Source organism: Thermoproteota archaeon, from assembly GCA_003352285.1.
In the GTDB taxonomy this organism is placed as follows: domain Archaea; phylum Thermoproteota; class Nitrososphaeria; order Nitrososphaerales; family Nitrosopumilaceae; genus PXYB01.
Genome location: QQVN01000003.1, coordinates 48588 through 61541, shown reverse-complemented (window position 1 = coordinate 61541; position 12954 = coordinate 48588). Strand labels below are relative to the sequence as shown.

General features: G+C 34.8%; 13 protein-coding genes and 2 tRNA genes. 6 read left to right on the top strand and 9 right to left on the bottom strand.

What is annotated here, in order from left to right; all coding sequences use genetic code 11:
• The first annotated feature begins 52 nt into the window (after positions 1 to 52).
• Positions 53 to 526: a hypothetical protein gene (locus tag DWQ18_01925; protein RDJ33707.1), complete on the top strand. Its 474-nt coding sequence runs from the start codon at positions 53 to 55 to the stop codon at positions 524 to 526.
• Here the strand turns inward: DWQ18_01925 and DWQ18_01920 are convergent.
• From DWQ18_01920 to DWQ18_01910, 3 genes are all read right to left on the bottom strand, one after another.
• Positions 520 to 879, bottom strand: a complete 360-nt coding sequence (locus DWQ18_01920) for a hypothetical protein (GenBank protein RDJ33706.1) — start codon at positions 877 to 879, stop codon at positions 520 to 522. The genes DWQ18_01925 and DWQ18_01920 overlap by 7 nt on opposite strands.
• Positions 880 to 929: 50 nt before the next feature.
• Positions 930 to 2363, bottom strand: a complete 1434-nt coding sequence (locus DWQ18_01915) for a peptidase (GenBank protein RDJ34308.1) — start codon at positions 2361 to 2363, stop codon at positions 930 to 932.
• Between the two features lie 515 nt (positions 2364 to 2878).
• Positions 2879 to 3760, bottom strand: a complete 882-nt coding sequence (locus tag DWQ18_01910; GenBank protein ID RDJ33705.1) for a hypothetical protein — start codon at positions 3758 to 3760, stop codon at positions 2879 to 2881.
• A gap of 111 nt (positions 3761 to 3871) precedes the next feature.
• On the opposite strand from DWQ18_01910, the gene DWQ18_01905 reads away from it, so the two are divergent.
• Both DWQ18_01905 and DWQ18_01900 read left to right on the top strand, forming a co-directional pair.
• A tRNA-Glu gene (locus DWQ18_01905) sits at positions 3872 to 3947 on the top strand.
• A 69-nt stretch (positions 3948 to 4016) separates the two neighbouring features.
• Complete coding sequence (locus DWQ18_01900; GenBank protein ID RDJ34307.1) at positions 4017 to 4670, top strand: DNA repair helicase; 654 nt, start codon at positions 4017 to 4019, stop codon at positions 4668 to 4670.
• Here DWQ18_01900 and endA read toward each other — a convergent pair.
• A complete protein-coding gene (endA, locus tag DWQ18_01895; GenBank protein RDJ34306.1) occupies positions 4667 to 5233 on the bottom strand; it encodes a tRNA-intron lyase in 567 nt (188 codons plus the stop codon). The two genes, DWQ18_01900 and endA, sit on opposite strands and share 4 nt — an antisense overlap.
• Before the next feature lie 114 nt (positions 5234 to 5347).
• Between endA and DWQ18_01890 the strand changes: the two genes are divergently transcribed.
• Positions 5348 to 5842 (top strand): 50S ribosomal protein L16, encoded by a 495-nt coding sequence (locus DWQ18_01890; GenBank protein RDJ33704.1) that lies wholly within the window; start codon positions 5348 to 5350, stop codon positions 5840 to 5842.
• A 5-nt stretch (positions 5843 to 5847) separates the two neighbouring features.
• On the opposite strand, the gene DWQ18_01885 is transcribed toward DWQ18_01890, so the two are convergent.
• Positions 5848 to 6120 (bottom strand): hypothetical protein, encoded by a 273-nt coding sequence (locus DWQ18_01885; protein ID RDJ33703.1) that lies wholly within the window; start codon positions 6118 to 6120, stop codon positions 5848 to 5850.
• Between the two features lie 80 nt (positions 6121 to 6200).
• Here DWQ18_01885 and DWQ18_01880 point away from each other — a divergent pair.
• Positions 6201 to 6274 (top strand) — tRNA-Gly (locus DWQ18_01880).
• Between the two features lies 1 nt (position 6275).
• On the opposite strand, the gene DWQ18_01875 is transcribed toward DWQ18_01880, so the two are convergent.
• On the bottom strand, positions 6276 to 6710 hold the full coding sequence (locus DWQ18_01875) for a hypothetical protein (GenBank protein ID RDJ33702.1): 435 nt from the start codon (positions 6708 to 6710) through the stop codon (positions 6276 to 6278).
• 2 nt (positions 6711 to 6712) lie between these two features.
• On the bottom strand, positions 6713 to 8029 hold the full coding sequence (locus DWQ18_01870) for a cation:proton antiporter (GenBank protein RDJ33701.1): 1317 nt from the start codon (positions 8027 to 8029) through the stop codon (positions 6713 to 6715).
• A 389-nt stretch (positions 8030 to 8418) separates the two neighbouring features.
• Between DWQ18_01870 and DWQ18_01865 the strand changes: the two genes are divergently transcribed.
• A complete protein-coding gene (locus DWQ18_01865; protein RDJ33700.1) occupies positions 8419 to 9894 on the top strand; it encodes a chemotaxis protein in 1476 nt (491 codons plus the stop codon).
• Here the strand turns inward: DWQ18_01865 and DWQ18_01860 are convergent.
• Both DWQ18_01860 and DWQ18_01855 read right to left on the bottom strand, forming a co-directional pair.
• Positions 9891 to 11912, bottom strand: coding sequence for a glycosyltransferase (locus DWQ18_01860; protein RDJ33699.1), 2022 nt, complete (start codon positions 11910 to 11912; stop codon positions 9891 to 9893). The two genes, DWQ18_01865 and DWQ18_01860, sit on opposite strands and share 4 nt — an antisense overlap.
• Positions 11913 to 11978: 66 nt before the next feature.
• Positions 11979 to 12947 carry a 4Fe-4S dicluster domain-containing protein gene (locus DWQ18_01855; protein RDJ33698.1) on the bottom strand — a complete coding sequence of 323 codons (969 nt, stop codon included), beginning with the start codon at positions 12945 to 12947 and terminating at the stop codon, positions 11979 to 11981.
• Positions 12948 to 12954: the final 7 nt, after the last annotated feature.

The window sequence follows — 12954 nt, the reverse complement described above, 5'->3', positions numbered from 1 at the left end:
AAACCAATCCCAATAAATTCAATTATTAACTAGTCGTTGTAAAATTTCAGTCATGAGTTTTTCATCAATCGTAAAAGAATTACAGGTACAATTAAAATCAAATTTACCGCAAATTAGATTTTTGCTAAAGAAAAATCCTGCAATAGCATACACAAAGATTACGGAGATTGGCTTTGCAGTAGGCAAGAAAAACAACATCAAATTAATCGTGAACTTTCCACAGGAAGGGAAAATCGAAAACTTTGAGATGTATGGCAAACAAGATCTAAGTATAATCATTGATCAAACCAAAACAAACTTTCCCATTAGTCGTGAGATAATAAAAGAAAAAGCCAAAGAGTTGTTCAAGGATTCAAAAACAGAGGATGCATACATGTATGAAGGAAAAGAGGGAGTAAAGGTATTTTTTGAGAAAGGTAGAATTGATATCTTACCGCATTCACTTCACATTTGGTGTGAGTTTACGGAAAGTGTTACTGAATTTTGTGATTGGCTTTTTGTAAATGTCTATAAATTAGATCATTGATTGTGAGATATTTTTTCTAAAAGTAGTTTTGCCTCTTGGTGTTCTGGATCTAATTCTAGTATTTTGTTCAAGCATTGAGTTGCCAGTTCTTTGTTTTGTAAGAATATCTGAATATTTGATTTTAAGAGTAATGTTTCAATGTCGTTTGGATTTATTGAGAGTACACGCTCAAAGTATGACAAAGAAGTTTTTGCATCTTCTAATATGTAGAAAATACTACCCATAATAAATAAGAAGTCAGTGTCTTGGGCAAATTTTTTCTCGATGCTTTTTCCAAATTCAATTGCCTCTTTGTAATCACCATTTTTAGCAAGTTTTCGTAATTTTCTTTTAGGATAGTTAAACAGACCCATTTGATTTCATTCTAAATTGATTCCGTGTTTAAGTCTTGATTAGTACATGTTTAGGAAATACGCATGATTCCATTTTGTATCAAGAATTGAATTCCTTGCACAAAATCATTATCGGTAATAGCCCCATCTGCCCACCATCCAGCATTATTTCTAATCCAGGATGGAATTTCATTAGAACCTGAACCAGTTCCTTGGGTAGTGGACGGAATCTTCATTATTCCTTCTTTAATTAGAAATTGTATTCCTTGCACAAATGAGTTATCGTCTATTTGACCATCTGCCCACCATTTTGCATTGTTCTTAATCCAATCTGGAATCTGTACTGTAGTCTTTGGAGTCAAGATAGTTTGTTCACCAGAAATCGTGATATCTATAGGAAGATAATCAAGCTCATCTAATGGGGGAACTATGTAGTCTGGGCTTGTACCATATATCCAAATAACATAGCGAGCTGTTCCAGGGGATTCATCGACTATAGTAAAAGTTCTGACCTGACCAGATGCAGAATACAAAAAGTTCTTTCCTTCCTCTTGTGCGATGGAACGTTTGGGTTTAAGATTATCATCTACTACTAGAATATCATATTGAACTTGGTTTAAGAATTCCTCTTGGTTGAACTTATTTTTAAAACTGATAAACCATTCTATGCTACATCCGGTTGCAGGGTTTTTTGGTCCATATTTTATCTCAACTAAATATTTGAAATCTTTTGAAGGTTTTTTGATTGAAGTTAATTCATAGTTTTTAGAGCAACCTTCTTTTGCTTTCTTTGGTAAAACCTCTTTTACATTTGCGAAAGGATCTGACGTAATGTTCTCCTTGTAAGATAATAACTCAAAGACATATTCAGATGGAGGAATGCCCTCAGCTACATGTGTAAATGTTGATGCCTTTACAGGAAAAGGAAATTCATCTACAATCCAAACTTTGTTTACTGCACCACCTGTTTTCCAAGTTAATTTAACGGTTTCAAATGTACCACCTTTTACTTTGATTGTTTCAATGCTAGTTGGAAGAATTTGTTCACCACCAATGTTTGCTATCTTTCCCCAAGAAACTGCCTTGAATTCTCTAGGTCCCTTTCCAGATATTCCAATATCGGCAGTTGCATATGCAGATAACCAAGCTATGGAAGATTTGAATGCGGCACGATATGGAGTTAGATTTTCAGAACCGCCACTTGGCTCAGGTGCAACTTTGCCCATCTCCATATCTCCTTTCAATACAAATGCACCATCATATACTACAGCTTCTGCAAGCCATTTTTCTTCAGAACCAACTGTTCTATCACCTTTAATCCAAAAATCAATTCGTAATGGACTGCATTCCTCATAATCTACATGGCAAAAACTATACGAAAAATAATCACCTTTTTTTAGACCTTCACCAACATACCAACTTCCTTCCTTGTTTACGCCGCCCTGTTGAAATTGTGCAAATGCTGTAGGTAATGGAATACTTCCAGTAAATAATACGGCAACCAATAATATTACAGCAAATTTACTATTCAAGCAATCAGAATTGCGAATTTACCTAGTTAAAGGTTATTCAAATAAGCAAATATAGAGGCATATTCGAATATTTTGTAAATGTGTGATTGTTCAAAAGTCCACTTGTATGAAGTGGAATTCAAACTAGACGGAATGATCGTAGTTCCAACACATAAGAATTGTGGATTCTCCCTCAATGAAAAACAAGCAGATCAGTTTCAAAAAGATCTTGTTAAATCATGGGGATTTGAGCAAGATGACGATTAGTAAAAAAATTGAAAAATAAAAGAAAAGATTGAAAATCTAAACTTCTAAAATTGTTTAGTTGCTTCTTTGCAGACGTCAGTACCGCATTTGCAATCTTCACTACAAATACAATGTCCTTGCATAGCACAATCACATGCATAATCAGGATCGCCGCTGTCTGCTTCGCAGCCACATGCTTGATCTGTCATGAGTTCAAGATCTCATACATGATTTTAAAGGTTTAGAATATAGATACGTACAGACTATTGATTCAACCCTGATAAGATTTCCTTTGATGCATTCTGAAGTGAATCAATTTGTTGGCTTATGATGGTTTTGTCATTTTCTATATCAAAGGCAGTTTTTAAAACATGAATGTATTCGGGGTGTCTGTGAAGGGTGTTTTTTATTGAGACAAAATTATTCCTGTTAAGATATCCAAAGTAAAAGTAACAATCAGATAAAAGAGAGTTTTTCAAAAGAAACTCATATTTGGATTTTATAATTTCAGAATCATTTGTTTTTCCAATCATTTCAGAAAAACCAATAGTTGATTTTAACATTCTCAATAAAAGCGAAGGAGTAGCCCTTTCTACACCAATACATTGTGTAACTGTCAAAAGATGACTGTTAATTTTATTTTTTTTAAAACTTCTAGACAAACTAAGAAGATGTGTAGGGCAGGGTCTAGTCATATTAAGTAAAGAAATTGCATCAGCTAAATAATATGCAGATGACTTTATCCAACAGGAGGCAAAACCATCATTGTTTTTTATTCCTTCTTTTGCTTTAGACGTACAAAAAAGTGATTCAATTAGGCATGATTTAGCATAGTCATCAAAAAATTTATTTTTGTTCTCATGAATTTTGCTTAAAAGCATCTTTAATTCCCATTTTTCATCAAGGATAATCTTCATTGAATCAAATTGAACTAAAATATTGGAATTAGATTCTAAAAGTGTGCCATGTTGAATTTTAATAAGATCATCATCCAATTGAATGACACTAGAATCTTGATTTAAATCATCAAAGATAGTAACATTGTATTCACAGCAATCATATGAAAAATCATGATATTTACAACCACCAATCCCTACGGGAAAATTATTGTGGGTGATCATTTCTAACAATTTTTTTTCATCCATAAAAAAGATAGAAAATTATTTTCTATAAAGTATCAAACAGACTAATTTTTACAAACAAATGCAAAGTCAAAACATTGCTTTAAATTGCGATTTAAGATGATTTTTTAACAAGCTCCTGTGGTGTAGTCCGGCTAAGCATACTGCCCTCTCAAGGCAGTGATCCCGGGTTCAAATCCCGGCGGGAGCATTAGTTATTTTATCTTCAGAATTAATTTTGTAATTGTTTATTAAAAGAAACCACATCTTAGTTGGAGTATTGGGATTAAGAGACATTCCATTAAAGGAAGAATACAGATCAGATAGGGATGACATCATTAAGGAATTTTTCATTCCATGCCTAAGTAATTGCATAGAATATGATAGATGTATAGAGTATGTATCACTAAAGGGACTCACCACATTATCAATGGGTTTTGATAATTTTGCAAAGAATAAAGCAAAATTAAGAATTGTTTCTGGACATAGGTTTAATGTTTCAGACCTTGCCATAATTAAAAAAATTTTTTCTGAACCAGCATCTGGTTTGAATCTTCAAACAGAAGATCCTAAATTTCGTCAAGTAAGAGAAATGGTAAAGAATCATCAGGTAGCAGTAAAAATTGCCATACCAAATTCGGATGACGTAGTTGGCTCATTTAGCGAAAGAATTGGATTATTTATTGACGATAAGGACGACGTAGTGGCATTTAGTGGAACATCAAACAGATCATTTAGTCTTGACAATAGAAATTTTGAATCAGTGGATGTATTTACTTCCTGGAATGATAAAAGCCGAGTAGACACAAAGATTAAAGATTTTGAAAATTTGTGGGAAAACAAAACAAAATATGTTGAAGTCTATGATTTTAGTTACGCAGAAAAAAATAATTTATTAAAATTTTCATCAGATTGGGTAATTGAGAGAGATTAGGAAAAATTCATACTAACTCGTTCTTTGTTTTCAAGGAAGTTTATTTTAGAAATTTTATAGTAGATTACTTCACCTCTTTTTTCCACTACCGCAATGATAGGCTCTTTTCCCATTTGCGTAATCTCTTCTACTTTTTGTTGAAGTTTACCAATCTTTTCTTGCCTCCCTTCGTTTAAACCAAATACCAAATACTTTGCTCCCTTTGCGCCAAAATGTCCCCTATCATAAACTCGAAAATCAAAACCAAATCCAAATCCATCTTTTACAGTATAGCCTCGAGTCTTCAAATCTCGATAAATTAGAAATTTAGTAAGAATGTCCTCATCAAATTTTATACAAATTTGCATCAAGGTATCAAAGTCTACAAGTTTACTTCCTTTGTGAAGTTTTAGTTTATTAGAATACAACAGATAAAGTGCCTCAAAGGGTTTGAGAAAAAATTTTTTCTCAGTTAAATCTCCATACCCTTTTAGCTCTAAATCATGTTGCATTGTAGAGTCAGAAATGAAAGTTTGATCGTCAATTAACATACCCTCTACATTTGGCTCCGAGTCATTATCCATAATGTTTGAAATTAGCATTACAATATATGAATCCCATGAGAATCAAAATTTACGAATAATCGTGGCTAACCGTTAAAATATGGGCATCTAACTCACTTGGTCATAAGTGAGAATATGCACGGTGCAAACTACAGAAAAAGTAATGGACAACCCTACGCTAGAAAAAAGTACATCAAGGGTAAACCTCAGATAAAAATTGCAAAATTTCAAACTGGCAAGATGGGAGATTATGATTTTTGTGTCCAGTTACTAGTAAATGAAAAGATACAGATCAGACATATGGCAATAGAATCAACAAGGCTTGCAGCAAACAAGACCATAGAACAAGTAACAGGTGAAACAGGATATTATTCAAGATTAAGAGTATACCCACACGTATTACTACGAGAAAATAAGATGATTGCAACAGCAGGTGCAGATAGACTTCAAGAAGGAATGAGAAGAGCATTTGGTAAAGCAGTTAGTTTGGCAGCTAGAGTCAAACAAGGTCAAGTAATCTATGAAGCACATGTCAAAAAAGAGCATTTGGAACACACAAAAAAGGCACTCAAGAGTGCATGTGTAAAATTACCAGGCACTCCAACAATCAAAGTCATTCCATTAAAATAATCACATCAGGGAAAAACCAATTTCAGAAATTCTTTCTCTCTTGATTTTAACATCTCAATGAATTCGGAAAATTCCTCTTCTGTAGGATTACGTTTTAAAATTCTCCTACACTGATAATAAAATGAATTGTACAATCTTCCTATGAAAATTCCATATGCAAATGAATCACGATTAGACGATAATTTATCAAGCAAATTTACAATGGATGATATTTCAGATGAATTTGAAAAAACTTCATTAATTTTTTCATTCATCTTATTTTCTAAGATTTTATCCACACAATACTTTACTCATTTAGAATAAAAATAATCGCAATAATCAGTACCCTTTAATAGAGAAACTCGAAAACATCGATTGAGCAGTTGTAGTACAGTTTGGTTAATATTCGAGCTTGCCAAGTTCGTGACCCGGGTTCGAATCCCGGCAACTGCATCTAATTTGAATTAGATGATTCTATACCGCGTTTTATTATCTCTAATGCGTTTGTGGCTTTTTCAGGCCTTGGCAACTGAATCATAAAGACATTGTCTTTACCAATCTCAGAATGTGGTGAAGATATGGCAAGCATTGATGTCTTTGCCAGTAATTCAAAAAACTCCAAAGAAGTATTTGCATTAAGCAGTATCTTTTCGTTGATTCCGCCATCTGAAAATGTAAGTAAGACCTCAACAAAGACATGTCCTAATCCATCTTGTAAAATATTCAAATTAGTATCAACAGATATTGGTTTTCCAGCAACTTTTTGCATGATTTCATCAAATCTTTTTTCTGAAAGTATTATGCATGGTATTTTTGTGCCATTGTAATCAAATGTGGTAATTCCTTCATGTACTTGCTCGAGTAATTTTTTCATTTCATCTTGTGTCATTTCTAATCTTCCTTGAGTTTTGGAACTATCTTGTCACTGGCCTTTATTAAAAATGGCGAAATGAACGCCGTAATAATTGAAATTAAACCAATTAGAGGAAACACAAAGCTGCTAACTGCACCTATGTCAACCCCAGTTTTGACAATTACAATTGAGAATTCTCCTCTTGGTGCAGCAAGTGTGAAAGCAGTTCGTAGTGATTTTCTTCTTTTCTGTCTGAAAATGAAATTCCCTAGTAAATTTCCTCCAAATTTCATAAAAGTTGCTACCAAAATTAGAACCAGAGCCAAAATAATGTAATCTCCGACTTGACTAACATCCATTAATGCACCTACAGAAATGAAGAAAATTGCTACAAACATGTCTTTAATTGGACTGGATATTATCTTTGAGACTTCAGCAGACTTTGACTCTGCTACCAAAACCCCTGCTAAAAAGGCCCCTATTGCAACAGACAGACCGACAACATTTGCAAGTAACGAGTATCCAAAGCAGAGTCCCAATACACTCAAAAGTAGAATTTCTCGATGTTCTGCAGCTGCTACTCTGTCAATAAGTTGAGGAATAATTCTTGTACCAATTGTAAATGTGCCGACTATCAATCCAGTTGCTACTAAGACCACAACCACGATTCCTTCTATTGAAACACTTCCGACTAGTGCAATAGATTGTAATGTAGAAATCAAAATTACGGCCACGACGTCTTCGATAATCAATATACCCAAAACCAGAATTGATGATTCTCTCTTAATTTTGCCCATGTCAGTCAGAATCTTTACAATTACTGCAGTACTGCTAATCGATAGCGCAGCACCCAAAAACAAAGAATCCATAAAATTCATACCAAATGAATTTGCAGTTAAAAATACCACTCCTAGTGTTGAAAACAATCCAATGGTTCCGACCCCTACTGCCACTTTACCAATAGATTTGATCTTTGCATATGGAAATTCTATCCCTATAACAAATAGTAACAAGATTACGCCAATCTCAGCAAAAAGATTCAACGCGGAAATATCTGCAAGTATGCCGATTCCCTCCAAATGACTAGAAGGTTCTACTTCAGGAAGTAGCCAAGCCCACAATGGAGAAAGTGGCCCAATAAGCATTCCTGCAAAGAGATAACCAATGATTAGTGGTTGCCTAATTTTGAAGAATGCTAAAGTAACTACTGCACCTATTATCATGATAATAGCCAAGTCAGTAACAAAGTTCGTGTGACTTAGGTCCGGAGTAATTTGATCAATAATATTTGAAAAGCTTTGACTGATAGAATCCTGAATTTCATCGGCACCAGTTTGTAAAAAATAATCTCTCAATGATGTGATGTATTTTATTGACTTTAAAAAGACTAACAGAAGAGCGAACTATCTTATGAAGAGCTAAATGTTTAACGTCTTTATTCTTGCATTGTAAAAAACATCTGTAGAATGATGATTAGGTGATCTGAATCATGATGAAAGACACCTGGGGTATCTGACTACTCTTTGGTAAGAACACAATCACCATCTTATTAATAGTACGGTACATTACCGTAATTTATGATAAGATGTGAATACTGCCCAAAAAACTTTGTAGAGAGCATGAACGGTCTAGCTGAAAAGACATTTCACGAGTTGTTGCACGAACCAGAAGTAGTAAACAATTAGCTCTCATCTCTTTTCTTTTTATCCTAACTTTTTTATCTATTCTTTAATCTCTGAAGTGAGTGGCTGGAAAGACAACGAAAGCAACAAAAAAGACTACAAAAAAGGAACCCACACAAGCTGCACTATTAAAAAAAGTTGCAACCGTATCAGATACAACAAAGACATTATCAAAAGAAATTAAATCAATGACAAAGATTTTTGCCGATAATCAAAAGGTGCTTATCTCAATGAAAGGAATGATCGATACATTAACAACAGCTATTGAACATATGCAAAAACAATCAAAGCAAATTAACATTTTAGAAGAAGATACTCAAAAGTTATTTTCTGGATTAAGTGAGGTAAGAAATCACTCCAACATAATTTCAAAAATTAATGATCAGACAAACAGATTACAAGAAGAGCTTAAAAAAATTGAAGATGTTCAGAAATCATCTCCAGAGTCTGCTAAACTATCTCAACAGGTTTCAGAGAGCATGGATTCGATTAAGAATAATTCTCAAATGATAATCAAAATTGCGCAAAGAGTGGACGAAGTTCGAGATGATTTAAGAAAAGTTTCAGCAAAGACAGAGAATGCATCTTCAATAAATTCAGAATTAAATAAACTAAAAGAGACATTAAAGACAATTACAGAGCAAACAAGTAAGATTCAGAGCACTGACATTTCAAATCTAAAATCAGAATTGCAAAAAATGTCAGAAAAAATGGATTCTACATCACAGATTAAATCTGAGATCACAAGCATACAAAAACAGATTGAGTCAATAGCTACCCGCGCAGAGAAGATAGATTCTTTGGGAACGGTAATTGATGGCCTAAAAAATCAATTTCAGGCAATATCATCCAAGGCAGAATCACTCCTAAATCTCAGCGGCAAAATTCAGAATTTAGAGGGCGAAATCAACTCCCTGGTAAAGAGATCTGAGGCAACTGCATTTATGGGTGAAAATCTAAAATCTGTTCAGAGTGATTTCTCTGATTTCAAGGATAATGTGTATAACAAAACCAACACGATAGAGCAGAAGATATCTACATTGTCAGATTTGGTCAAGAGATCAGAAGATGCCAGTTCTGAGTTTCACAGAAAGACTGACAAGGTCTTCCAGGAATTACAAGGAATTAAGAATGTAACAAACAAGGCATCTAGTGATTCATCAAAAGAGATGATGGCTTTGCTAAAACTATCAGAGTACCAATCAACAATTAGGATGACTTCTGAATCAAAATATGGAGAGATTAAAGACCTTGAGAGTATGGCATCTCAAACTGCAGAGATAGTGAATTTGTTTGATAAGATTTCCATTGAATCACAAGAAAAGATGCCAGTTCCTCATGAGGTAAGACAGTGGGCAGTTAGCAAGATTCTTGATTGTGCAGACAGATGGGAGATTAGATTTTCAGATGTTTTTAACATACTATCAAACAATCTGGGTAGAGACCTTCTAAAAGAATCAATCAGACTGCAGCAGGTCAGAGATATTTTTGGAATTAGAGGAGTAGACGAGTTAAGAAAAGAGCTTGGAATTACCTAGACATCATTAGCAAGATCGTATGCCTTGAGTTGTTGGTTCTTTCTTTTCAATACGGCAAATATTCCTAAAATTGCTGCAATCCACATTGTACTAAAGATAATATTTTGAACACTAACGTACATGTAAGGAGTTGCATTCATGATATTTTCACGTAATTCAATTGCACTGTGTTTGATGTTTGTCATACCAGTGTGATATGCAGAACTATCTCTAGGAGATGAAGAAATTTTTTCTGCAGTTGCAAACATGCTGTCCAAGGAGGATTGCATTCGTCCAAAGTCAGTTTCTGCAGTTGCAAATATCCAGACGGGGTTTCCTTCTTTTGGAAGTTGATCTTTTATTTCAAGTACATTTACCATGACTGCTTGGGGTTCAGTAGCTCGGCTTATCTCACTAAGATAACCTCTTGAAAGATCCAATGGATATACGTCCTTTCCGTATCCATCAAAAGCCATAAAGGCACCAAACACGATTATTCCAACAATTCCTATCATTGCAAGTTTGTATCCGTAATTTGCCATCTTCTCTGCCTTTGTTACTACACGATTGGAACTTGATTTAATTCTTTTAAATCTTGAGTGAGAGAGGCTCAGATAAGCAATATAGAAGAATCCCAATGTTTGGATTCCTATTATTGGAGCAAAAACAGGATTATTAGAAAAAACCGAGATTAAGATTCCTAATAGGCCGTATATGCCAAAGAAGATTTCAAGCAGAGTGGTTTTGGTAAATGGTAGATTGTATGCTTTATCACGCCAATCATCAGTGTTTTTTATGATACCATATTTTGGAGTTCGTAAGAATTCGTTCTTCTTACCCAATACTGCATCAAATACCGCAACTGTATTATTCACAGACATTCCGGCGCTGTAAAGAAGTAAAGAAGGTAGAACCTTTGCTTTTGATTTCCAAGATTCATGATAGAGTTTCTGAATTACAATAAGATATGCGCCAGGACCCATTGCAAAGTATGCTGCAATTGTTAATGCAGGAAGAAAGCTGACAACATACAGATTCATGTTTGCTGCAAGCAATACAGGCAAGGATAGAAACTGTACAAGCATTAGTGGAAAAACAATATGGCGAGTTAATTGAATAAAGGCTTGGATTTTTGCTTCAATTGCAATCTTTCTTTTTAATGCAATTTCTCCAAGTAATTTTATTGCACATTGAATTGAACCTTTTGCCCATCTAAACTGTTGCCTCTTTGCAGCATTCATCTGGACTGGAAGCTCTGCATCAACGACAATATCAGGTAAGAAGAGGCATTTCCATCCTTTCATTTGAGCTCTATAGCTCAAGTCAAGATCTTCAACAAGTGTGGCAGTATGCCACCCACCAGCATCCTCAATACATTCTCTTCTCCAGATTCCAGCCGTTCCATTAAAATTCATAAAAAGATGAGAGTTACTCTTTGCCTTTTGTTCTATTAAAAAGTGAAAGTCCAAACTAAGTGCTTGAGCTTGAGTGATGGCAGAATAATTTTCATTTACATGTCCCCAACGGCATTGAATTAATCCTATGTTTGAAGTTACAAAGTGAGGTATTGCTTTTTTGAGGAACCATCTTGGAGGAATAAAATCGGCATCAAATATTGCTACTAGTTCAGTATCAGTAGATTTCATCGCGTGTTTTAGAGCACCTGCTTTGTAGCCACTCCTAGTTCCTCGTCTGACGTGTTCTATTTGAAATCCTTCTTTTTTTCGCTCTTCAACTAAATTTCCTAAGAGTTCAACGGTATCGTCATCAGAATCATCAAGGACCATAATTCGCATTTTTTCTTTTGGATAATCCATTGCACATACTGCATTAACTAAACGAGCGGCAACATACTTTTCATTATAGATTGGAAGTTGAACTGTAATTGTGGGCTCATCAGATACCATTACACCAAGCGCATCTTTTCGCTTTGATGAGAGAAATGCAAGATAATAGAAATTGGCTGTGTAAGCAGTAATTAGAATGGCGGCAATGATGAAGAGATCAAAAACTAACTGAGTGAAAGGATTAGCGCCCATCCCTAAATGGGCAATGCCCACATCCGTATTTATATTTGCAAGAAAGAGTATGTGAGAAATTGAAGATTAGCCTTTGTTTTCAAAGATCTTGATTGCTTTTGGAGGGCAAACACCTTCACATGCAAGACAAAAGATACAATCAGGTTCTTTTGACATTAATGGTTTTTTCTCAGATGCGGGATTTCCAGGAAAATCAAACCATTCATAGACTTGAACAGGACATGCATCAATGCATGCTCCATCTGCAATGCAAATATCATAATCAACTGAGACAAATTCTCCCCAAACACCCATGATGCCATTGTCAGTTCCTTTTCTTCCCCAAGTTTTGATCGTATGACCTGTTGCTTCTACCTTGAATGGTGCTGAAGCTGGCATGTGTGATTTGTATTCAACATCAATTGGTCCTGGTTTTGCACCATCTGGAATTTCAACTACTTCCTCTTCTGCAGATGCAGCTTGTGGTTGTCCTTCTGGTGCAGCAACCTTTGGTTTTGGTTTTCCGTTTGGAACGATTTTTGCAAGAGGAGTCATCTCTTCTAGTTTTTCCATCGCAGCTGCAAGTGAAATTTTTTCAGACTTTGACATTGATTCAATCATTTTGTCAGCAAGAATTGTATTTCTAAGAATAGTGTCAATCATCATCTTTGCAAAATGATCTGCCTTCTTTCTGTAATCTTTAACCCATTGTGGGTCTCCGAATTTTTCAATTGGGAATATTTGATAAATAATATCTACGACTTCTCCTGTCACAACTTCGACTGTAACACTTAGCTCGACTTCTTCGTATCCTGCTGCATCTGGATCCTCCATGTTTTGTTCTTTCCATTTGTATGTAGCATAGATTCTGTCAGCATAGGTATCCATCTCAAAGGTCTTTTTCATGCCATCATGAACAGACTTTATTTCGGCAGGATCTTCGAGTTTAATTGGTAATCTATACAAACCTAATTTGTAACCATGTAAAGGATATACACCACGTTTTGCAGTGGGTGACTCCATTGTGTAAACGCGATCCTTAAGCAATAATGACATTTGATTT

Coding starts and splice junctions, on each gene's coding strand:
- DWQ18_01925 (RDJ33707.1), top strand. CDS start 53: ATGAGTTTTTCATCAATCGTAAAAGAATTACAGGTACAATTAAAATCA.
- DWQ18_01920 (RDJ33706.1), bottom strand. CDS start 879: ATGGGTCTGTTTAACTATCCTAAAAGAAAATTACGAAAACTTGCTAAA.
- DWQ18_01910 (RDJ33705.1), bottom strand. CDS start 3,760: ATGGATGAAAAAAAATTGTTAGAAATGATCACCCACAATAATTTTCCC.
- endA (RDJ34306.1), bottom strand. CDS start 5,233: ATGGATAATGACTCGGAGCCAAATGTAGAGGGTATGTTAATTGACGAT.
- DWQ18_01890 (RDJ33704.1), top strand. CDS start 5,348: ATGCACGGTGCAAACTACAGAAAAAGTAATGGACAACCCTACGCTAGA.
- DWQ18_01875 (RDJ33702.1), bottom strand. CDS start 6,710: ATGACACAAGATGAAATGAAAAAATTACTCGAGCAAGTACATGAAGGA.
- DWQ18_01860 (RDJ33699.1), bottom strand. CDS start 11,912: ATGGGCGCTAATCCTTTCACTCAGTTAGTTTTTGATCTCTTCATCATT.
- DWQ18_01855 (RDJ33698.1), bottom strand. CDS start 12,947: ATGTCATTATTGCTTAAGGATCGCGTTTACACAATGGAGTCACCCACT.